The sequence below is a fragment of the Nocardia carnea genome, from assembly GCF_029868325.1.
GTDB classification, from domain to species: Bacteria; Actinomycetota; Actinomycetes; order Mycobacteriales; family Mycobacteriaceae; genus Nocardia; species Nocardia carnea_C.
Genome location: NZ_JARWNW010000291.1, coordinates 1 through 21,720 on the forward strand (window position 1 = coordinate 1; position 21,720 = coordinate 21,720).

Sequence of the window (21,720 nt, forward strand, 5' to 3'; positions counted from 1 at the left end):
GTACGAACCCGGCGCGTACACAACAGCGAGTCTTCGGCGGGACCAGCGGCCTGGACCGCAATCGCCTACCCCCCGGCAGTGGCGGCGGGTAGACCGGTACGGCGCGAGATCAGTGGTGCGGGGCCGCTCGGTGCATTCGTCCCGCCACGGCCGGTAGTGCCGCAACCGCGAGTACCACCGTGACGAGCCCGACGATCCACGACGTCCATGCGGCGCCGTTGTATGCGGTGTAGTCCATGACCCAGGGTGCGAGGAACAGCAGCGCGCCGAACAGGCCCATGGCGTAATCCGTGGCCGCCATGGACGGCCGGTACATCTGGGCGAGCCCGGTCAGCGCGATGAGCACTCCGAGCACGATCATCGTCCAGACGGCCCGATCGTTGGTGGCGACCCAGATCGGCGACAGGGCGGTGAAGGCTCCGAGTACGACGGCCAGGAAATCCTGGGTCCGGCTTTCGGTGAACATAATGGCCTCCTGAAAGTGGATACAGGTCCGTTGACAGGGCCTGACCTCGGTATAGCTGCCCCAGGGTGGCCGGTCGATATCGCAATGGACACGATTACGCGGCGAAACGATGCGGAAGGCGTCGCTGGCCTCCACCGGGCCGTCCAAGTTAGGGTGGGCTACACAATTTTCTAGAACCTGTTTCAGGCGCGGCGCGAGCGGGCCGCGGGAGGGAGTTCGGTATGTCCGCGCCGATCGTGATAGCCGGTGCCGGCCTGGCCGGGCTGCGCACCGCCGAGGAATTGCGCCGCGCCGGGTACACCGGGGAACTGGTGGTCCTCGGGGACGAGGCGCATGCGCCCTACGACCGCCCGCCGCTGTCCAAACAGTTTGTGCGCGGCGAAATCGACGCGACCTCGCTGCGCCCCGAGGAGTTCTACGGCGAGAAGGATATCGATCTCCGCCTGAAAACCGCGGCCGTCGGCGTGGACACCGCCGCCAAGAAGGTGCGGCTGGCCGACGGTTCGGCCGTGGACTACGAGCACCTCGTGATCGCCACCGGGCTGACACCGCGTCGGTTGCCCGGCACCGAAGAGGTCAGCGGCGTCCACGTGCTGCGCAGCCACGACGATGCCGTCGCCATCCGGGAGGGCGCGCGGGCCGCCGAGCACGCGCTGATCATCGGTGCCGGATTCATCGGCTGCGAACTCGCCGCCAGCCTGCGCGCGGAGGGGCTGTCCGTGGTGCTGGTGGAACCGCAGCCTGCCCCGCTGGCCGGTGTGCTCGGCGCGGAAGTCGGCGAACTGGTGGCCCGGCTACACCGTGCCGGAGGGGTCGATCTGCGCTGCGGGATCGGTGTCGACACCCTCCTGGCGGATCCGGACGGCCGGGTTCGCGGCGCCCGGCTCGCCGACGGTTCGGAAGTGCCGGCGCAACTGGTGGTCGCGGGTATCGGGTCCCGGCCGGTCACCGACTGGCTGGCCGATTCCGGGATCGAACTGGCCGACCCCACGGCCGGTGGCGGGGTATTCGCCGATGAAGCCGGGCGCACCAGCGTGCCCGGAGTCTGGGCGGTGGGCGATGTCGCGGCCTGGCGCACCCCGACCGGGGAGCATCGGCGGATCGAACACTGGACCAACGCGGGCGAACAGGCCAAACTGCTCACCTGCGCGTTGCTGGGAGTCGAACCACCGAGCGCGCCGCAGGTGCCGTACTTCTGGAGCGACCAGTACGACCTCAAGATCCAGGCGCTGGGCACCCCGCGTGCCTCCGACGAGATCCGCATCCTCGCCGACGACGGCCGCAAGTTCCTCGCCTACTACATCCGCGACGGCCGGCTGGCCGGTGTGGTGGGCGCCGGTATGACCGGCCGGGTGATGAAGATGCGCGCCGCGATCGCCGCGGCTGCCCCGGTGGAGGAACTGCTCGGCGCCACTCAATAACCTGTTCGGTGTGATCGTCGCGCTCATCGATTCGGGTTTCGGGCTGCTGCCCACCGCGGCGTGGCTGCGCAAGCTGCGCCCCGATGTGGATCTCCTGCTCCAGCTGGACCCCGACGGCGCGCCGTGGGGTCCGAAACCGCAGGACTGGGTTGTCGACCGGGTGGTTTCGGCCGCCCGTAGCGCGCGGGAGCTGGGGGCGGAAGTGATCGTGCTGCCGTGCAATACCGCCAGTGTGACCGCACTCGAGCACGTCCGCGCGGATCTGGGCCCGCAGGTTCCGGTGGTGGGCACCGTACCGGCGATCAAACCGGCCGCCGCGGTGTGCCGCTCGGTCGCGGTCTGGGCGACCGCGGCGACCACCGCAAGCCCGTACCAGGCCGACCTGATCGCCCGCTTCGGCGGCGATGCGACGGTTACCGGTGTGGCCTGCCACGGTCTGGCGGAGGCCGTGGACCGCGGCGATATGACCGCGATCCGCGCCTCGGTCGCCGATGCCGCCGCCCGCACACCCGCCGACGTCGAGGGCGTCGTACTCGGCTGCACCCACTACCCCCTGGTGGTGGACACGATCGTCGCCGCGCTCCCCGAGGGCGTCCGGCTGTTCGACAGCGCGCAGGCCGTCGCCGCGCAAACCGTCCGCCGGATGGACGAGCTGGGCAATCCGGGCAGCGGAAACGGCACCGTAAGCGTCTACCTCAGCGGCCGCCCCGGCGAACTACCCCCCGGCGCCACCGCCTACGAACCCGGACGCCTCCTCGGCGCGGGTTAGCAGCACCACCTGCGGCGCCCGGATACCGTGGCCCGAGTGTCCACCGCGATCAGTCGACCGGCGAGTACAAGCAGGTAGGCCCAGCACGCCGAGCCCGGCACGGCCCGCGCGCAGACCATCGTGTCGAGTGCACCTCACCGCCGCCGGCCCCGCACCGGACCTCATTCGATGGTCCACATTCCCGGGGTGGGGCCCGCCCGGTTCTGGAGCGACGGAGCGGGGGAGCGAAGCGGAGGAGCGGAGGAGTGAAGAACCGGGCCTATAAGGGCCCCACCCTCGAGACGCGGAGCGTCTCCAAAATTACAGCCCCACCCTTCACGGATTGTTTACCCGCGAGACCAGGGCGACCAGGGTGCCGGTCACGCTGCCGCGGAGCGGCTCCAAGTTTCAGAACTGGATCCGCAAGCGATCCGTCACCGGTCGCGCCTGGCAGCCGAGGATATAACCGGCCTCGATGTCCTCGGGGTCGAGGATCTCGGCGTTCTCCATCTCGACCTTGCCCTCCAGCACCGTGCAGGCGCAGGATCCGCATTCGCCTTCCTGGCAGGAGTACGGCACATCGAGACCCTTGTCGAGCATGATGTCGACCAGCGTCTGCTTCCGCGGCCAGCTGAGGTTGTGCACCTCGCCGTCCAGTTCGACTTCGACGGTGGCCGCGTCGGCGGCTTCTTCCGCGGAGATCTCGACGGGTGCGCTGTCGGCGAAGGGGTCGCCGGCGAGGGAGTTGAAGATTTCGGCGTGGGTGCGGTTACGCGGGACGCCGAGTTGGCCGAGGGCGTCGTGGACGCCGTCCATGAACGGTTTCGGTCCGCACATGAAGGCCGCATGGGAGGTGTAGGGCCGGAACAGTTCGGCCAGGGCGGTGACGGTGGGCAGGCCCTGCAGCGTTTCCAGCCAGTGCAGCACGACCAGGCGCTGCGGGTTCTTCTCCGCCAGTTCGCGTAGTTCGGTGGCGAAGATGACCGATTCGGGGTCGCGGTTGGCGTAGAACAGCACGATCCGGCCCGTGCCGCGGTCGAGGGCGGATTTGAGGATCGACATCACCGGGGTGATTCCGCTGCCGGCGGCGCAGAGCAGCAGATCGTCGTCGAGATCCTTGGGGGTGAATACGCCCGACGGCGGCAGCACCTCCAGTTCGTCGCCCGGTTTGATGTTGTCGCAGAGCCAGTTGGAGCCGTATCCGTCCTTGGTCCGCTTCACCGTGACCTTCGGCAGGGCATCGGTGAAGGGGGAACTGGCCAGTGAATAGCATCGCGCCACCGATCCGGTGCGGTCGCTGGGGATGCGCAGGGTGAGGAACTGGCCGGGCCGGTAGGCGAACTTTTCCCGGGCCTGCTCCGGCACCTCGAAGACCAGCGAGCTCGCGTCGGTGGTTTCCGCGATGACCTGGGCGACCCGCAGTACGACGGATCGTGACCCATGGGGTACTTCGACGGTGGTCATCTCGTCCTCTCGACACCTGGTAGCCGACGGCATCCAGCCTACGGCAAAACTAGAACGTGTTTCAATTTTAGCCTACGTCGGCTGCCTGTTGTCGAGTGAGCTGGCCCTCGAGTCCGGCGACCAGCACGCCGACCCCGAAATCGTAGGAGTATTTGCCGCGCAGATCGGGCAGGTATTCCATTGCGCGGGCAACTCGCTCCGGCATCACCACATCGGGCGGGGTGTCGAGATTGCGCGGGTTCACCCGGCGGCGGCCGAACAGGTAGGTGTGGATGGTCGCGTACCCGGCCAGGACATTGCGGTCCTCGAAGCCGGCCTCGTAGAGGATCTCCATGATCGCCGCGATCAGGTCGAGCTGTTTACCGAGCATCTGCTCGATGAGGATATCGCCCAGGCCGGGGTGGCGGCGCAGGCGTTCGTCGATCTGGGCGAGGAGATCGATCAGCCGCTCCTGCCAGGTCCCCGATTCGGGCGGGGGTTTGCGGACCCCGGCGAGCGCGGCCGTGGCGACCAGGTCGAGTAGTTCGCGCTTATCCGCCACGTAGTAGTAGGGCGCCATGGGGGAGACGCCGAGTTCGCGCGAGAGCCGCCGCATGGATAGTTTCTCCACCCCGTCGGCGCGCACGACCCGGAGTGCCGCCTCGACGATCTCCGTCTCCGAGAGGGTGCTTCCGTTACCGCCCCCGCCCCCGCTCGTCTGCATTCGCACGACTCCCATTGCCACCTCTACATGCTGGGCGGCATGCGCCCGTCACGTTCTGTTCAGCTGCTTTTGCCCCCGCAGTCTAGAGGTCGCGTTCCGACGTGAGCGTCCACATTACTCGAAAACTCTTTCTTTTTGTCAGTGCATGACGTTATGGTGTGACTGCGGTCGCATCCGGCGACCGCAGCGCCGGCACTGTGCCACGGCCCACCGGCGGTATCCGACGCGGTACCGCGGGACGCGTCGTGGCAGCCCCTGGCCGGCGCAGGCGCCAATCAGTGGAGGTAGCCATGGCGGACAACCGTTCCTTCGGACCGGCAGAAACCGATCACCGCGGACCGATCGGCACAGTCGAGAACCAGGCGAGCGAGGACGCTCCCATCGTCGAGGAGACCCTGATCGAAGAGGTGTCCATCGACGGTATGTGCGGCGTCTACTGATCGGGCCGGAGATGCTCGATCTGGAAACCCGCTGGCAGTTACATCCCCGCGTGGCATTGCGCCCGGAACCTTTCGGTGCGCTGCTGTACCACTTCGGGACTCGTAAACTGTCGTTCCTGAAGAATCCGCGGATCGTCGAGATCGTGCGCTCCCTGCCCGGGCACACCTCGGCCCGCGCGGCCATCCGTGCCGCCGGTATCGGGGACTCCGCCGCCGATCCGTATGTGCAGGCACTGGCGAATCTGGCCGAATCGGACATGATCCAGCAGGCACCGGAAACGGCCGCGCTCCCCGAGGCCGCGCCGTTCGCCGGTGTCGGCCCCGCCGATCCGGCGGTCCGGCTGGTGGATCGGTTCGAATCCGGGCTGGCGGCGCCGATCTGCCTCACCTGGGAACTCACCTATGCATGCAACCTTTCGTGCGTGCACTGCCTGTCCTCCTCGGGCCGGCGCGATCCCAACGAACTCAGCACCGAGCAGTGCAAGGCGCTGATCGACGAGTTCCAGCGGATGCAGGTGTTCTACGTGAACATCGGCGGTGGTGAGCCGACCGTGCGCCCGGATTTCTGGGAACTGGTGGACTACGCGACCTCCCACGATGTGGGCGTGAAGTTCTCCACGAACGGTGTGCGGATCACCCCGGAGATCGCGCAGCGGCTGGCCGCGAGCGACTATGTGGATGTCCAGATCTCGCTGGACGGCGCCGACGCCGAGGTGAACGACGCGGTCCGCGGGCCGGGGTCCTACGATACGGCGATCCGCGCGCTCGAGAACCTGGCGAACGCCGGATTCAAGGACGCGAAACTGTCCGTGGTCGCCACGCGGCACAATATCGACCAGCTCGATCAGTTCAAGGAGATCGCCGATCGTTACGGCGCCACCCTGCGGCTCACCCGGCTCCGGCCGTCGGGTCGCGGTGCGGACGTCTGGGACGAACTGCACCCGCTGCCGGAACAGCAGCGGACTCTCTACGACTGGCTGGTTCGCAACGGCGAAGGTGTGCTCACCGGCGATTCCTTCTTCCACCTCTCCGCATATGGTGAGGCCCTGCCGGGGCTGAACATGTGCGGGGCCGGCCGGGTGGTGTGCCTGGTGGATCCGCTCGGCGACGTCTACGCCTGCCCGTTCGCGATCCACGAACGGTTCCATGCCGGAAACGTCGTCACCGACGGCGGTTTCGCCACGGTGTGGCAGGAATCGGAGCTGTTCAACGAGCTGCGGGAACCCAGCGGCGGGGGTGCGTGCACCAAATGCGCGCATTACGACTCCTGCCGCGGCGGCTGTATGGCGGCGAAGTTCTTCACCGGACTGCCCGCCGACGGACCGGACCCGGAATGCGTTCAGGGTTACGGGGAAGCGGCGCTGGCCGATACCGGACGGATCATCCCGCGTCCGGCGGTCGACCATTCGCGCAAGACCACCCCGCGCCGGTCGCGTTCGGGTGGACCCGTGCCGCTGACGTTGCTGCCCCCGGCGAAACGTCCGGCTCGGGCCTGTGACGAGAGTCCGCTCGTGTGAGAATTATTGGATGACACCCGCCCCGAGCGACGATAGCCGGATCGTTGCCCGGGGCGGTTCCTTATGTCCGCGCTACCGTTCCGGTGACCTATCTCATGACTGTGTCCACCGTCGTTCGGCAAATTTCTCCCGAACGAAACACTTTTTCCCGGACTGCTGATGTCTCGTAACGAATCGGCAGTTACCATCCGTGGAATGCGCCATGATCGCCTGCCCGACGGATTCGGGGTGCGGATCGACCCACGGGTACGCGCATACTCGGGGGGACGCATCCTCATCGGTGGCTCACCCGCTCGTTTGCTGCGCCTCGCTCCCGAGGCCGCGGAAATGATCGGCGACGGCTACCTGGAAGTGAACGGCCCGCAATCGGCGGTGGTTGCCAGACGGCTACTGGATTCCGGTGTCGCCAATCCCCGGCCGCGGCTGCTGCCGAAACCGGAGGACGTCACCGTCATCGTCCCGCTGCACAACAACCCCGACGGTCTGCAGCGGCTCCTGGCGACCCTGAGCGGTCGCACGGTGATCGTGGTCGACGACGGTTCCGACGAACCGGTCCAGGTGCCGGACGAACACGGCCGCCGGTGCCAGGTGAAGGTGCTGCGCCACGAACAGCGGCGCGGTCCGGCGGCCGCACGCAATACCGGCCTGCGCGCCGCGTCCACCCAATTCGTGGCCTTCCTGGATTCCGATGTGGTGCCGCGCAGCGGCTGGCTCGAGGTGATGCTCGGGCATTTCAGCGATCCGCAGGTGGCGCTGGTCGCCCCGCGGATCGTCGCGCTGGACCCGGAGTCCACCACGCTCGCCCGCTATGAACACACCCGCTCGTCGCTGGATCTGGGCCGGCGGGAATCGGCGGTGCAGTCCGGCGGCGTCGTCTCCTATGTCCCCAGTGCGGCGCTGCTCGTGCGCCGTACGGTTCTCGAGGGCGAGGGCGGATTCGACGAAAGTATGCAGGTGGCCGAGGATGTCGACCTGTGCTGGCGGTTGGAACGCGCGGGCTGGCGGCTGCGCTACGAACCGGCCGCGCATGTGGCACACGATCATCGGGTCTCGTTCCGCGAATGGTTTCGCCGCAAACTGTTCTACGGCACCGGCGCCGCGCCGCTGAGCCGGCGGCACGCCGGGAAGGTTTCGCCGCTGCAGATACCCAAGTGGACCGCGCTGTCCGCGCTCTTCCTGGCGACCCGGAACCGCTGGGGAGTCCTGGCCGCGGTATTCACCCTGCTGGTGCCGCTGCGCCGGCTGCGGATCGCGTTCGCGGGGGTGGACAACCCGACCGGGGTCGCGGCGATCTACGTGGCCCGCGGTTTCTTCGCCGGATTGTGGCGGCTGTCGTCGGCGATGTTCCGCCACTATTGGCCGATAACCCTCGCGGCGATGCTGTTCTCCCGCCGGGTCCGCCAGACCGCGCTGACGCTGGCGCTCGCCGAGGGAGCGGTCGACTGGTACACCCACCGTGAGCCGGGCGGCCTGGACCCGCTGCGGTATATCGCGTTCCGGCGGATCGACGATATCGGGTACGGCACCGGGCTATGGCTGGGTGCGTGGCGGGCCGGCAGCCCGGCCGCCTTGAGGCCTACCGCCCCACCCCGATAGCGGGGCCGGGCACCATGGTGGACACGCTGATCATCGGTGGCGGAAGCGCCGGTTCGGTGCTGGCCGCGCGGCTCAGCGAGGATCCGGGGCATACCGTGCGGCTCGTGGAAGCCGGTAGCCCGCGCCGTTCGGCGGCGGATTTCCCGCCCGAACTCGCCGACAGTGCCGCACTGCCGGTGGGCGGCGACGCGCCGTGGCTGTGGCGGTATCCCGTGGCGTTCACTCCGGAACTGCCGGGGCAGATCGTGCGCGGTCGCGGGATCGGCGGTTCGGGTGCGGTGAACGGCTGCTATTTCATCCGGGCCGCGGCGCGCGATTTCGCGGCCTGGAGCCGGGAGGCGGGCACGTTCGCCTGGGATTTCGAGGAAGTGCTGCCGTTCTTCCGGTCGCTGGAGAACGACGAGGACTACGGCGACCACGCCGGGCACAGCCGGACGGGGCCCGTGCCGGTCCGGCGGATCGCGCGGCCGAGCCGGCTGGCCCAGGAATTCGCCGCCACCTGCCTGGATCTCGGTTTCGGCGAGGTACCGGACTGGAATTCGATGCCCGGCGGACCGGATACGGGTGTGGGGCCGGTGCCGTGCACGATCGGCCCGCCGGATTCTTCGGGCCGGCATCGGCGTATCGGTCCCGCCCACTCCTATCTCCTGCCCGCGCTGTCGCGGCCGAACCTGATCGTGCGGGGCGATACCCTGGCGACTCGCCTGCGGTTCGCGGGGAACCGGGTCGTCGGGGCGGATTGCCTGGTCGAGGGGAGACCCGAGACGATCCACGCCGATCGGGTGGTGCTGTGCGCCGGCGCGATCGAATCCGCCGCACTGCTCCTGCGTTCCGGTATCGGGCCCGCCGATCAGCTCGCCGAGCTGGGGATTCCGGTGGTCGTCTCGGCGCCGGTCGGCCAGTGGACGGTCGATCACCCCGAAATCGGTATCGAGTACCGGCATCCGGCTCCCGCGGGGGGTGCGGTCCCGCTGGAATACGTGCTGGGATTCGACGATATCGAGATCCGTCCCTACACGGTCGCCTTCGCTCCCGGGGTGCACCGGATGGGTGTGACTCTGATGCGGCCGACCAGCTCGGGCCGACTCCGGTTGACCGGTTCCGATCCGTTCACACCACCGCTGATCGAACAGGGATATCTCGCGACGGCCGCCGATCGCTCGCGTCTGCGGGCCGCGGTGGGACTGGCCGGCAAAATCCTGGACGTGATGTCGGCGCACTGGTCCGGTGGGACGGACGAGGGCGCGATCTCCGATCATTGGCTGACCGAACGTCTCGGCAGCTCTCAGCATCTGGCGGGTACCTGCCGGATGGGCCGGTCCGACGATCCCCGGGCGGTGGTCGACGAGCGGTGCCGGGTGCACGGTGTGGAGGGGCTGTCCGTGGTCGATCTCTCCGTGGTGCCGGTATCTCTGAGCCGTGGTCCGCATGCGACGGTGGTGCTGCTCGCCGAACGCGCCACGGCGCATCTGCGCTGAGCTTGTCCCGGAGACAATGGCGCACTGGATATCTCGTATGAACTCGGCACTATTCGATACATGTACCGGCTACTGTCGCGCTAACTGCCGACCGGCCGGCCCGTAGGCAGAGCCGCAACTATGCAGCTCTGCCGGGTGGCGCGACCGGTTCCGCTACGGTACTTTCTCCGGTGCGGTACGCCGGTCGGGTGCCTCGCCGCCCGGATCGCCTGGTCCGTCGCGGCCACGAGTTCCGGCCACGGACCGCCCGCCCGCGGGTGCGGCCACCGGTTTTCGCCGCACCTCGACAGCCTGTACCGGGGCAACCGGTCTGGTAGGTGAGCTGTATCGGTCGGGGATACAGCTCACCGGGTGGGCCGGGCGAAATACCAAGTGGCGCCGTGCAATATTGCGTCTCCATTTTCGACACCCCGGCCCGATCTCCCCGGTTGTGCCCCGCCGAGCAAGTACTCTGGTCCCTCGGGAGGCCCGGCGCGGCAACGCGATCCGGCCCCCGGGAATCCGCACCCGGCGCCGAACACCGGGGAAGGTACGGCGCCGGTGCGGAAGGTCCCAGCGAACTCCCCGCTACCCCCGTTGTCCTGCGACAATCCGGCCTATCGGCCGCCGATACCGGATAGGGTGACACCGCGGACGAACGCTTTCTGTGCGAGCAGGTAGACCAGCAGCAGCGGGAACAGGATCAGTATCGACGCGGCCATCAGGACCGGCCAGTTCGATACGTACTGACCCTGCATCCACACCAATCCGAGGGTGACCGTGGAGATGTCCTCGCGCTGGATCATCACCAGCGGCCACAGGAAATCGTTCCAGACGTTCACCCAGGTGAGTACCGCCAGCACCATGACCGCCGGTTTGGCATTGGGCAGCAGTACGCGCCAGTAGATCTGCCACGGTGAACAGCCGTCGAGTACCGCGGCTTCTTCGAGTTCGGCGGGCAGCGTCCGGAAGAACTGCCGCATCAGATAGGTGCCGAAGGCATTGCCGAACAGGCCCGGCACGATCAGTGCCCAGGGGGTATCCGCCCAGCCCAGAGTGCGGATGAGCAGGAACTGCGGAACAACGGTCACCGTGAGCGGGACCATGAGCGTCGCGAGATAGGCCACGAACAGGGCCTCCCGGCCGCGGAAGCGTAACCGGGCGAACGCGTACCCGGCCAGCGAACAGAAGAAGACCTGCCCGGCGGTGATACATCCCGCGTAGACGATCGTGTTGAGAAACATCCGGCCGAACGGCATCAGCTCGAAAACCGCTCCGTAGTTGGACCACTGCGGATCCCGGGGGAGCAAGGCCGGGGTGGTGACCTCGGACTGTTTCTTCAGCGAACCCGACAGCGCCCACAGGATCGGCAGCAGCGCGCACCAGGCCATCGCGATGAGGGCCAGGTAGAGCGCCACCGCCCGGCGGAAAGCGCGGGTCGGCCGCCACTGTGCCGGCATCACGCGTCCGTGGCGTTCTTGCGCGAGAACCATACGTGCGCGCCGGTCAGGGCCAGCAGCACCACGAAGATCAGCCACGCAATGGCAGAGGCATAGCCGGCGTCACCGAACGCGAACGCGTTCTGGAAGATCATGATGCCGAAAACGTAGGTGCCTGTCTCGGGGCCGCCGTGGCCGCCGGTGAGTACATAGATCTGGTCGAAGGCCTGTACCGCGTTGATGATCGAGACCACCAGGACGAACGACAGCGCACCCCGGATCATGGGCACGGTGATGGATACGAACCGCCGGACCGCGCCCGCGCCGTCGATTCTCGCCGCCTCGTAGAGATCGTCCGGCACGCCCTGCATCGCGGCGAGCAGGACAACCGTCGCGAACGGCACACTCTTCCACGTGGTGACCAGGCAGACCGAGACCATCGCCCACCACGGGTCCACCAACCAGGGCACCGGCCCGATCCCGGCCCAGCCGAGCATCGTATTGAGCAACCCGTTGTTGGTATCGAAGACGAAACGCCAGATCACCGCCATCACCACACTCGACACCGCCAGTGGCAGGAACATGACGGCCCGGAAGAAGGTGATCCCCATGATCCGCCGGTTCAGCGCCGCGGCGACGACGAGGCTTATCGCCACGGTCGGTAGCAGGGTCCCGAGGGTGAACACGATCGTGTTGCGCAGGGCGATGGCGAACAGCGGGTCGGCGGAGAGCAGCCGGCGGAAGTTCGCGAGCCCGGTGAACCGGATCGGGCCGAACAGATCCCACTCCTGAAAGCTCAGGTAGAGCGAGAAACCGAGGGGGAACAGCAGGAATACCAGCACGGCCAGCAGGTTGGGGGCGATGAACAGCCGTGCCGCCCGGGCCCGGCGCACGGCCAGTTCCGGGGTTCGCCGAACCGGGGCGGGTTCGGGCGTGGGTGGTTTCGCGCGGACTGTCTTCTCGGTGGCGGTCATTGGTTGCGCAGCACCTCATCGGCTTCGGGAGCGAGTCGGTTCTTCAGCGATACAGCGGGCCTGGTACCGCGGAGCACGGGTCCCAGATAGCGATCCATCAGGGCATCGATCCGCGCCCACGCCGCGGTGACCGGAAGCGGTGCGGAACGCGCCGGTCCCTCGACGAGAATGTCCAGGTTCTCGATATCCCGATGGGCTGTGGCGAACCCGCGCGACCGTACCGCGGACTTCCCGGCCGGTACGAACAGCCCGGACTCGGCCACCACGGCCTGGCCGGCCGGACCGGCCGCGAACTTCAAGAACTCCCAGGCCTGCTCTTTCCGCGGACTGTCGGCGGATATGGCCAGACCCGTGGTTCCGATATTCGACCTCGCCCCATGCCCATCAGGACCTACCGGTAGTGCGGTGATATCGAAATCGAGCTCCTCGGCGGCCGAAAAGGTCTGGTAGCGCCAGTGCCCGCCCAGCGCGAGCGCCGCCTTGCCCTGGGTGAACAGGTCCATGGTCGAGATCGACTGTTGATCCGCCGGAGTCGGCGCCACTTCGTACCTGGTGGCCAGGTCGGCGTAGAACTGGACGCCTTCGAGGAAGGCGTCGTCCGCGAAGGCCGTGCGGTCCGGTACGGTCCGCGGGCTGGTCCATTCGGCGCCGTTGTTGATGGCGAACAACCCGGCCGAATAGTAGGGCACCCAGGTATCGGCGAAACCCCACTGCCTGACCCGTCCCGACCGCTCACGTTCGGTGAGTGCGCGGGAGATATCCAGGAAATCGTCGAAACTCCAGGCGTCGCTCCAACGTTCCGGCGCGCGGAGCCCGGCGTCGTCGAACAGTTTCCGGTTGTAGTACAGGAAGTTCCCGGACCACTGCTCCGGCAATGCGTACTGCCCGCCTTTGAAGCGGAAGGTGTCGTACAGCGCCGTGACACTGTCGGCTTCCAGTTCGGCCGCGAACACCGGGTCGCGTTCGAGCATGGTGTTCAGATCCAGCAGGACGCCCCGGTCGGCGAGACCCGCATAGGTCTGTTCCCACGCCATCAGCACGTCCGGGCATTTCCCGCCCGCGCAGAAGGTGAGCATCTGCTGCATGGGGTCGGGCCCGGAAAGCAGCGTCCGTACCCGGATCTCCGGATGCCGGCGGGCGAACTCGTCGATCACCCGCTGCCGGCCGTCGGCCTCGTCGGGGTTGGCCTGGAAGAAGAATGTCAGCGCATCGTCGTCGCCGGAGCATCCGGTGAGGGCCGGAGCCGTCAGCGCGGCACCGAGCCCGCCGGTGATACGCAAGAACTCGCGCCGGCCCAGCGCCGGACCATGCTTCTGCACGCCGCGTCACCTCGTTCCTGCGCCGCGCCCGCGCAGAATCGTCCGGATCGGGATCCCGTGGATCTGGTACCGGCGGCCGGTTCACAGCGCCGGTACCAGCAGATTGTCCAATGCCGGACCGTGAATCGTCCCGAACGACTCACCCGGTCCTCGGCGCGGCCCCCGTCTCGCGGATATCGCACAAGGTCCCGTACGGGTCGGATCGGCGCGCGGTGAGGTTCGATCGCTGGGCCGGCGACATGGCGAAGCTGGGCCCAGTGCCGGCATCTCGGCGGCGAGGTCGCGGTAGTGACCAGGGGTAATTCATATGAGGTTCTTCTGTTTCCTGATCCGGCGGCGGACATCGGCCATGAGGGCGTGGCTGCCGCCGTGGCGGAGGAAGCGGGGGATGAAGCGGTTGACGAAACCGACGAAGAGGAAGAGGTTTTCGAAGCGTCGCTGGTCTGCGGCGGTCCAGTCGACCTGCATCTGTTCGCGGAAGTAGGGGGCGAGGAAGCCGATGGTGAGGAAGCGCAACAGGCCACGGAACGGGATGCGCAGGTACCAGTGGATCATCCGGAGGTTCAGCAGATCGTCGAGGTAGGCGCGGACATAATCGTCGAGTACGGCGTCCGCGCAGGCCTGGTTCCAGTATTCGTCGAACTCGGCGCGGGTGGCCGGCCACATATCCTCGGTGACCTGCAGGGTGGTGCCCAGCGAGGACGACGAGCGGTAGAAGGCCTCGTTCTGTTCCGGGTTCATTTTTCCGGACAGGAGCTGGTAGGTGTCCTCGAAACCGGTGTAGAGGCAGGCCGCGACCCAGAGCTGGAGCTTGCGGTCGAAGGCGTTGTATTTCACCGGGGCGCCAGGTTCGGAACGTACCTGGCGGTGGGCGACGTTCACCGCCTCGCGGAAGGCTTTCTTCTCCTCGTCGTCGCCGAGGATGGCGACGGCCAGGTATTGGGTGGTGGTGCGGGCACGTTTCCAGGGGCGCTTCATCAGCGACCCCGATTCCACCTTGCTTTCGGCGACGCCGTAACCGACGCCGGGGTTGGCCATCTGCATGATCACGTTCGCGGCGGCGCCGGCGAACTGCCAGAAGTCGAGGGCGTCGGTGAGTTGCAGGGGGCGTTTGGTGAAGGGGCGATGGGTGGTGCTGATCCGGATCCGGGTCTGCTCGGTGGTCAGCGGCAACCGATTCCCCGGCTGCCGGCCGCGCAGACTGCCGGGTTGCCAGGAGTGTGCTGCGGCGGTCATAAGTGTCCTTCCCCAGGGATCAGGTGTGGTCTAAGTTACTCCAGATTCTTCCCACAGTCACTTGATATTAAGGAACAGCCGCTAACTTATGCACATCGGGTCTGGTTGGTAAACATACCTAGAACAGGTATCAAGCCCTTATCGGCGACCAGGAATCTTTGCGAAAACCTTCCGCCACGGCGTGAATCGTGCGTAACATACCGCTCCAACCCGGCCGTCTCAGACGTTCCCCGGTGGGGAGGGCGCGTAGCGGCCGGACAAGGAAGGAGCCCAGCATGCTCGAACGGCTGGATCGCATATTCAGCTATGAGATGAAGGTGTCGGAGTTCCTCGGCACCCTCATCATCCTCGGAATCCCCTACGGAATCATCGGAATCGTCTGGTCGCTCACCCACACCTCGCATCTCCGCGAGATGCACGGTCTGGACGTGATCGTTTCGTTCCTGGGCTCCATCGTGTGCTGGCCGGTGCTCCTCTTCTCGAACGTGACGATGACCTGATGATGGCGCTGGTATGGCTCATCGACCGTGACCTCGATACGACCGGACCGGAAATGCCATGGTGACCACCGGAAAGAACGAGCCGCAGCAGCGCACCGACCTCGAACAAGCACTCGACGATCTGAAGGGGCTCTGGCAGCGCCACCCCCAACGGTCCCTGGAAACCCTCGGCCGCCAGGTCACCCTGGGCCGGGAAGCCGTGGTGGAGACACTGAAATCCATCGCGGCCCGCCGGTTCCCCTTCGCCGAGTTCGCGAAACAGTGCGGGTTCATGGCGAATGTGTCGGCCGCGCCCACCATTTTCGTCGCCATGCCGATTGCGGTCGTGGTGTCCATCCAGATCGGTGCGCTGGTCAACCAGGTCGGCGCCACCACGTTCATCGGCGCGGTCGCTGGCCTGGGCATCATCCGCCAGGGCGCCCCGCTGGTGACCTCGCTGATGATCGCGGGTGCGGTCGGTTCGGCCATCTGCGCCGACCTCGGCTCGCGCACCATCCGGGAAGAAATCGACGCGATGATGGTGATGGGGGTCAACCCCGTCCGGAGACTCGTGGCGCCACGGCTGGTGGCGGCCGTGGTGGTGAGCATGCTGCTGTGCGGGTTCATCGTATTCGTCGGATTCGCGACCGCCTATATGTTCAACGTCTACGCCCAATCCGGTACGCCGGGATCGTTCATCGGCTCATTCGCCTCCTTCGCGGTGGCCAACGATATGGCGGTGGCACTGGTCAAATCGGCGGTCTTCGGGGTGCTGACGGCGATCATCGCCTGCGATATCGGCCTGCACGCCAAAGGCGGGCCCGGCGGAGTGGCGAATGCGGTGAACTCGGCGGTGGTGTCGTCGGCGCTGATGCTGTTCGCCACCAACATCATCATCACGCAGGTGTACAACACCGTCTTCCCGACGAAGGTGATCTGACGTGGGCACTCCCTATACGCCGCCGGCGCTCAAACCGGTCCGGATGGTGGCCTCCGCGGCGGCGGTACCGGTGGACGCGAACCGGCGGCTGGGCCACCAGGGGATCACCTTCGTCCAGGCGCTGATCGCGATCCCGTTCGTACTGAAGCACTATCGCAAGGAAGTTCTGCGGTTGACCGCCGATGTCGGGTGGGGCAACGGATCGCTGGTCGTGGGCGGCGGCACGGTCGGCGTGGTGATCATTCTGTGCGGTTTCGGCGGAATCACCGTGGGAATGGAGGCGTTCAGCGCGCTCAACCTGCTGACCATGGGTCCGCTCACGGGCGCGATATCCGGGTTCGCAACCACCCGGGAGTTAGCGCCGATTCTTGCGACACTCGCCTTCGCGATCCAGGCAGGCTGCCGGTTCACCGCGCAGCTGGGGTCCATGCGGATCGCCGAGGAGATCGACGCGCTGGAATCCATCGCCATCCGACCGCTGCCGTATCTGCTGACCACCCGGATGATCGCGGCGACCCTGACCATCATTCCGCTCTACAGCGTGGGCCTGGCGGTGGCGTATCTGGCCACGAAACTGTCGGTGCTGGTGCTGGGCGGTACCTCCGCGGGCACCTACGACCACTACTTCTACCAGTTCCTGCTCGGCCCGGACCTGTTCTTCTCGCTGCTCAAGGTCGTGGTGTTCGTGCTGCTGGCCACGTTCATCCAGTGTTACCACGGCTTCTTCGCGGCGGGCGGTCCCGAAGGGGTCGGGGTGGCGGCCGGGCAGGCGATCAAGATGGTGATCGTCGTGATGGTGTTCGCGAATCTGTTCTTGACACTGGCGATCTGGGGCATCGACCCCGGCTTCCGGATTTCGGGGTGAGGTGTCGATGATCATCGATCACAGCGGCCGGGGGCCGCGGCCGTGGCATATGACCGTGGCGGGTCTGGTGATGCTGACCGTGCTGGCGGTGCTGCTGGGTCTGCTCGGGCTGCGGTATACGGGGCGTTTCGAGGACCGTGTCCAGGTGCGGGCGGTGCTCACCAGTACCGGCGACGGACTGCCGGAGCGCGCGGATGTGAAGTTCCGGGGCATGGTGGTCGGGGCGGTATCCGCCGTGGATGTGGTGGCCGCCGGAAAACGGCAGCAGGTGGCGATCGATCTGGATTCCCGGATCGCGCCGACTATTCCGGACAATGTCACCGCACGGGTGATCCCGAACAACCTGTTCGGGGTCACCGGTATCGAACTCGTCGACAACGGCAGCACACCGGGCCGCCTGACCGCCGGCGCCGAGATCGCCGAGGACACCAGCGAGGGCACGGTCCAATTGCAGACCACACTCACCGTGCTGCGTGACGTGCTGGAGAAGATGCAGCCGGAAAAGCTGGGCCGGGTATTGGCCACGTTCTCCGAAGCGCTGGACCCCGGGGCACGTGCGCCGGGCTCGACGATCGAACGGCTGGACACCTGGGTCACCGAGGTACGCGCTATCGACGGCGTCGGGGAATTGCTCGGTGACCTGGGCCGCGCGACCAGCGCACTGAGCGAATCGGCGCCGGAGCTGGTGGGTGTGCTCTCGGAATCGGTGACCACCGCGCGCACCGTCACCGAACGCCGGGAAAACCTCATCACCATGCTCGCCAACGCCAGTGGGGCGGTGGACTCGGTGAACAGCCTGTTCGCGCGGAACCCGGACGCGGCCAAGGAATTGGTGCCCGGACTCGACGGCCTGTTCGGCTCGCTGGCACAGGATCCGGAGGCGATCCCGACGTCGGTGGCCAACCTCAACGCGGCACTCGGGAAGCTGTCGGGCGCGTTCGGCTGGGGCGCGCAGCGGCAGATGCGCTGGAGCCTGGATGTGTCGTTCACGCCGTTCCAGCAGTACACGGCGAAGGACTGCCCCCGCTACGGGGAGATGGCCGGTCCGCGCTGCGGTGGTCCGTCCGTTCCGCAGGTCGCGCCGGTGCAGCAGTACCCGCCGAACCTGCTGCCCGGCTGGTTGCCGAGTGCGGGACCGAAACCGCAGCTACCCGCGCCGCCGGTACCCGTGCCGACTCCCGCGCTACCGCAGATCCCGGGGTTGCCGGCACTGCCCGGCTTGCCTGCTATCCCGGGAATCACCGTTCCCTTGTTCCCGGCGCCCGCGGAATCGCCTGCCCCGCCCGGACAGCCTGCCCTGCCCGGACAGCCTGCACCGCCGGGTCGGCCGGCGCCCGCGGCGGCGCCGGCCGGTCAGCCGATCGCCCAGTTGCGCGGGCACGCCGCCGTCGCCGCGCTGCTCGGCCGCCAACCCACCACATCCGAATTACTGCTGCTCACACCGGTGCTGGCGGGTGGCACGATCGACGTCTATTCCGAGGGGGCCGCCTGATGCGCCTGGCGCGGACAATAGCCGGTTTCAGTATTTTCGCGGTTATCGCGATCGTGCTGACCTACACCATCTGGTCCACGCTGCAACGGTCGGTGCCGGGGGACACGGAAACCTATTCGGCCACTTTCACCGATGTGATGGGTGTCCGCGTCGGTGACGATGTGCGAATGGCCGGCGTGCGGGTGGGCCGGGTCGATGCGATCGAATTCGAACCGGACTACAAGGCCCGGCTGGTGCTGCGTATCGAGGAACGGCAGCGGCTCACCGACACCACCAAGGCGCTCGTGCGGTACCAGAACCTGATCGGGCAGCGGTATATCGCGCTGCTGCCCGGCGAGGAGAAAGGTGTGGAAGTCGCGCCGGGCTGGCATATCCCGGTGGAGCGCACGGAACCTTCCTTCGACGTCTCGGCGCTGCTGTCCGGGTTCGAACCACTGTTCAGCGTGCTGCAACCGGATCAGATCAATTCCCTGTCCGACACGCTGGTCCAGGCGTTACAGGGTGACGGGGTCTCGCTGAGCGCCCTCATCACCCAGGCCGCGGAACTGGCCACCACCTTCGGGCAGCGCGACGAGATCCTGGGCGCGGTGATCACCAACCTGAGCAGTGTGATCGCCGGGCTGGCCAATCGCAGCCAGGAACTGGAAACACTGATAACCCAGACCAGAGGCCTGATGGATGCGCTGTACGCCGAGGGCGAGACCCTGAAGGCATCGGTGGATACCGTGGCGCGTTCCACCGATTCGCTGACCAACCTGATCAGCACGGTCAAACCGGATATCGCGCTGGCGCAGGACGAGGCGACCACCGCGGTGGAACTGCTGTTGCTCAACGGCGCCGCGCTGGACCAGGCGGCGATCGAACTGCCGACCGTCCTCAACGGACTGGCCCGGTTCACCGGTTACGGCGCCTACGGCAACGCCTATATCTGCAACCTGGACGTTTCGCTGTGGGGTGTGCTGTTCCCGCCCGGACTGTTCTCCCAGATCGGTGGCGATTCGCAATCGGAGGTGTGCCGCTGATGGCGAGATTACGAATACCGTTCGCGAAGAACCGCTTCCTGTGGCAGGGGCTGATCGCCGCGGCCGCGGTGGCACTGCTGCTCATCGGATCCAGTGTGATCTCGCAGATGCGGTTCACCGACAAAACCGTGGTCGCGGAGTTCGCGCAGGCCGCGGGCATGCGGGCCGGCGCCACGGTGGATGTGTCGGGTATCGAGGTCGGCGAGGTGCGCGCGGTGCGGCTGGCCGGCGACAAGGTCGAGGTCGAGATGAAGATCAGCCGGGATATCCGGGTGGCCACCGATGCCCGCGCGGCGATCAAGATGTCCACGATTCTCGGCCGGCTGCATATCGAACTGATCCCGGGCGCGGGCGCGGAATCGGCGGACAACCGCATTCCGCTGGCCAATACCGCCGTTCCGTACAACCTGGCCAAAGTGATCCAGGACCCGACCTACAAATCGTCGTTCGAGCGAATCGAGCGGATCGACCCCGGCAAACTGCGGCAGGCCCTGGACGTGTTCTCCCAGCAGATGGGTGATTCGCCGGAACTCGCGGTGACCGCCCTGGATTCGATCGGCTCGCTGGCCGAGGTGATCAACGCCCGGCGCGACGAGGTCGACGTGCTGCTCAAGAGCATGGACCAGGTATCGCAGCTGGTGGCCGATAACCAGAACAGTGTGCTCATGCTGCTCACCCGCGGTGAGGCGATCGGCAACGCGGTGGCCGTACGCCAGGACATGCTGCGCCGGCTGCTGGACAACGTTGCCGCGCTGTCGAGCCTGCTGCGGGATATGGGACTGGAGAACAACGGCCAGCTCGGCCCGCTGATCCAGAACCTCGACACCATGACGCAGGGCCTGGAGAAGAACAAGGACAATCTGGACCGGCTGTACGAGATCATGCCGGTCACCCTGCGGCAGTTCAACAATGTGCTGGGCAACGGGCCCTACGCCGATGTGTGGGCGCCCTGGCTCCTACCGGACAACTGGCTGTGCTTCGCGCAGGTCGTCGAGGGGTGTGGCAAATGAGGCTGCGGAGGATCGCGCGCGTGGTCGCGGCCGGAATCGCCGGACTCTGCGCGGCCGGCTGTTCGGTACTGCCCGACAGTATCGCCGGGCTGCCGGAACAATATCTGGGCGAACATATCCGGGTCAGCGCCGATTTCGAGAATGTGGCCGGTCTGTACGCCGGTAACGAGGTCGCGGTGCTCGGCGTTCCGGTGGGCCGGGTGGAAACCGTGACCCCACGCGGAAGCTATGTCGAGGTCACCATGGCTCTCGACAAGGATGTCGAGGTACCGGCCGATGCGATGGCCGCGCTGATCTCCCCGCAGCTGATCACCAACCGGCACGTCGAACTCGCGCCGGCCTACAGCGGTAACGGACCCACACTCACCGACGGTGCGCATATCCCCCTCGAACGCACCCGGGTGCCGGTGGAACTCGACCGGATCCTGGAGAACTTCGATCAGCTCGGCGCCGCGCTCAAAGGTGACAACGAGGTCGGACCGCTGGCCAGCCGGGTACTGTTCCCGCTGCTCGAAGGCAACGGTGACCGGCTCCGCGAAACGCTCGACGATCTGTCCGCCGCATTCGAGGTGACCTTCGCCAACAAGGACCAGATCGCCAACACCATCATCAAGTTGAACGAAATCACCCAGGTCGTCGCCCAGAACGACCAGACCGTCCGCGATTTCAGCGCCCGGCTCACCGAACTCGTGCAGTTGATGGGCGAACAGTCGCCGGGTCTGCACGCGGTGCTCGTGCAGTTGAACGATTTCGTCACCAACACCTCGACCCTGGTCGGGCAGAACCGCGATCAGCTCGCGGGTGCGCTGGAGCGGTTCGTCACCATCACCGGCCAGATGCGGGCCAACGCTCGCGGACTCACCGAACTGGTGGACGTGGGCCCGCTGTTCTTCGAAAACCTCGCCAACGGCGTGAGCCACGAACACCGGGCCTTCCGGGTGCACGCGCTACTGGACAAGTCTCTGCTGGACAACGAGGTGCTGTCCACCTTCTGCGAACGGATCCAGCTACGCGCCGACGGGTGCCGCACCGGCCGGGTCCAGGATTTCGGTCCCGATTTCGGGATCACCGCCGCACTGCTGGGGTTGACGCAATGAGATGGATTTTCTCGGCATGTATTCGGCGGAGCGGG

General features: G+C 66.8%; 20 protein-coding genes. 13 read left to right on the plus strand and 7 right to left on the minus strand.

Going from position 1 to position 21,720, the window contains the following annotated elements; genetic code table 11:
* Nucleotides 1–109 precede the first annotated feature (109 nt).
* Nucleotides 110–466, minus strand: coding sequence for an SPW repeat protein (locus QH196_RS28100; protein ID WP_062978123.1), 357 nt, complete (start codon nucleotides 464–466; stop codon nucleotides 110–112).
* A gap of 221 nt (nucleotides 467–687) precedes the next feature.
* Here QH196_RS28100 and QH196_RS28105 point away from each other — a divergent pair, with 221 nt between their 5' ends.
* Together QH196_RS28105 and QH196_RS28110 are read left to right on the plus strand one after the other, a co-directional pair.
* Nucleotides 688–1,887 (plus strand): NAD(P)/FAD-dependent oxidoreductase, encoded by a 1,200-nt coding sequence (locus QH196_RS28105; protein ID WP_280418859.1) that lies wholly within the window; start codon nucleotides 688–690, stop codon nucleotides 1,885–1,887.
* Between the two features lie 10 nt (nucleotides 1,888–1,897).
* Entirely contained in the window at nucleotides 1,898–2,656 is a 759-nt protein-coding gene (locus tag QH196_RS28110; RefSeq protein WP_280418860.1) for a glutamate racemase, read from the plus strand.
* A gap of 387 nt (nucleotides 2,657–3,043) precedes the next feature.
* Here QH196_RS28110 and QH196_RS28115 read toward each other — a convergent pair whose 3' ends face one another.
* Both QH196_RS28115 and mftR2 read right to left on the minus strand, forming a co-directional pair.
* On the minus strand, nucleotides 3,044–4,099 hold the full coding sequence (locus QH196_RS28115; protein ID WP_280418861.1) for a ferredoxin--NADP reductase: 1,056 nt from the start codon (nucleotides 4,097–4,099) through the stop codon (nucleotides 3,044–3,046).
* A 67-nt stretch (nucleotides 4,100–4,166) separates the two neighbouring features.
* Entirely contained in the window at nucleotides 4,167–4,817 is a 651-nt protein-coding gene (gene mftR2 / locus QH196_RS28120) for a mycofactocin system transcriptional regulator MftR2 (protein ID WP_280418888.1), read from the minus strand.
* 275 nt (nucleotides 4,818–5,092) lie between these two features.
* Between mftR2 and mftA the strand changes: the two genes are divergently transcribed.
* The 4 genes from mftA (at nucleotide 5,093) to mftG (ending at nucleotide 9,833) form a co-directional block, all read left to right on the plus strand.
* On the plus strand, nucleotides 5,093–5,242 hold the full coding sequence (mftA, locus tag QH196_RS28125; RefSeq protein ID WP_063916007.1) for a mycofactocin precursor MftA: 150 nt from the start codon (nucleotides 5,093–5,095) through the stop codon (nucleotides 5,240–5,242).
* 11 nt (nucleotides 5,243–5,253) lie between these two features.
* Nucleotides 5,254–6,759 (plus strand): mycofactocin radical SAM maturase, encoded by a 1,506-nt coding sequence (gene mftC / locus QH196_RS28130; protein ID WP_280418889.1) that lies wholly within the window; start codon nucleotides 5,254–5,256, stop codon nucleotides 6,757–6,759.
* A gap of 195 nt (nucleotides 6,760–6,954) precedes the next feature.
* On the plus strand, nucleotides 6,955–8,355 hold the full coding sequence (gene mftF, locus QH196_RS28135) for a mycofactocin biosynthesis glycosyltransferase MftF (protein WP_280418862.1): 1,401 nt from the start codon (nucleotides 6,955–6,957) through the stop codon (nucleotides 8,353–8,355).
* 14 nt (nucleotides 8,356–8,369) lie between these two features.
* Nucleotides 8,370–9,833 carry a mycofactocin dehydrogenase MftG gene (gene mftG / locus QH196_RS28140; RefSeq protein ID WP_280418890.1) on the plus strand — a complete coding sequence of 488 codons (1,464 nt, stop codon included), beginning with the start codon at nucleotides 8,370–8,372 and terminating at the stop codon, nucleotides 9,831–9,833.
* Between the two features lie 596 nt (nucleotides 9,834–10,429).
* On the opposite strand, the gene QH196_RS28145 is transcribed toward mftG, so the two are convergent.
* The 4 genes from QH196_RS28145 to QH196_RS28160 all read right to left on the minus strand — a co-directional run bounded on the left by QH196_RS28145 (nucleotide 10,430) and on the right by QH196_RS28160 (nucleotide 14,780).
* The gene (locus QH196_RS28145; protein WP_280418863.1) at nucleotides 10,430–11,272 is read right to left on the minus strand and encodes a carbohydrate ABC transporter permease; all 843 of its coding nucleotides are present in this window, start codon (nucleotides 11,270–11,272) and stop codon (nucleotides 10,430–10,432) included.
* Entirely contained in the window at nucleotides 11,272–12,225 is a 954-nt protein-coding gene (locus QH196_RS28150) for a carbohydrate ABC transporter permease (RefSeq protein WP_280418864.1), read from the minus strand. The genes QH196_RS28145 and QH196_RS28150 overlap by 1 nt, the downstream gene beginning before the upstream one ends.
* Entirely contained in the window at nucleotides 12,222–13,544 is a 1,323-nt protein-coding gene (locus QH196_RS28155; RefSeq protein WP_280418865.1) for an ABC transporter substrate-binding protein, read from the minus strand. The genes QH196_RS28150 and QH196_RS28155 overlap by 4 nt, the downstream gene beginning before the upstream one ends.
* Before the next feature lie 303 nt (nucleotides 13,545–13,847).
* Complete coding sequence (locus QH196_RS28160) at nucleotides 13,848–14,780, minus strand: oxygenase MpaB family protein (RefSeq protein ID WP_280418866.1); 933 nt, start codon at nucleotides 14,778–14,780, stop codon at nucleotides 13,848–13,850.
* 275 nt (nucleotides 14,781–15,055) lie between these two features.
* Between QH196_RS28160 and QH196_RS28165 the strand changes: the two genes are divergently transcribed.
* The 7 genes from QH196_RS28165 to QH196_RS28195 are packed head-to-tail and all read left to right on the plus strand — an operon-like array spanning nucleotide 15,056 to nucleotide 21,685.
* A complete protein-coding gene (locus QH196_RS28165; RefSeq protein WP_280418867.1) occupies nucleotides 15,056–15,280 on the plus strand; it encodes a hypothetical protein in 225 nt (74 codons plus the stop codon).
* Between the two features lie 58 nt (nucleotides 15,281–15,338).
* Entirely contained in the window at nucleotides 15,339–16,199 is an 861-nt protein-coding gene (locus tag QH196_RS28170; protein WP_280418868.1) for an MlaE family ABC transporter permease, read from the plus strand.
* 1 nt (nucleotide 16,200) lies between these two features.
* The gene (locus QH196_RS28175; RefSeq protein WP_280418869.1) at nucleotides 16,201–17,064 is read left to right on the plus strand and encodes an ABC transporter permease; all 864 of its coding nucleotides are present in this window, start codon (nucleotides 16,201–16,203) and stop codon (nucleotides 17,062–17,064) included.
* A 7-nt stretch (nucleotides 17,065–17,071) separates the two neighbouring features.
* Entirely contained in the window at nucleotides 17,072–18,556 is a 1,485-nt protein-coding gene (locus tag QH196_RS28180; RefSeq protein WP_280418870.1) for an MCE family protein, read from the plus strand.
* A complete protein-coding gene (locus QH196_RS28185) occupies nucleotides 18,556–19,578 on the plus strand; it encodes an MlaD family protein (protein WP_280418871.1) in 1,023 nt (340 codons plus the stop codon). Before QH196_RS28180 ends, QH196_RS28185 begins: the two co-directional genes overlap by 1 nt.
* Nucleotides 19,578–20,588, plus strand: coding sequence for an MCE family protein (locus tag QH196_RS28190; RefSeq protein WP_280418872.1), 1,011 nt, complete (start codon nucleotides 19,578–19,580; stop codon nucleotides 20,586–20,588). The genes QH196_RS28185 and QH196_RS28190 overlap by 1 nt, the downstream gene beginning before the upstream one ends.
* Complete coding sequence (locus tag QH196_RS28195; RefSeq protein WP_280418873.1) at nucleotides 20,585–21,685, plus strand: MCE family protein; 1,101 nt, start codon at nucleotides 20,585–20,587, stop codon at nucleotides 21,683–21,685. Before QH196_RS28190 ends, QH196_RS28195 begins: the two co-directional genes overlap by 4 nt.
* Nucleotides 21,686–21,720: the final 35 nt, after the last annotated feature.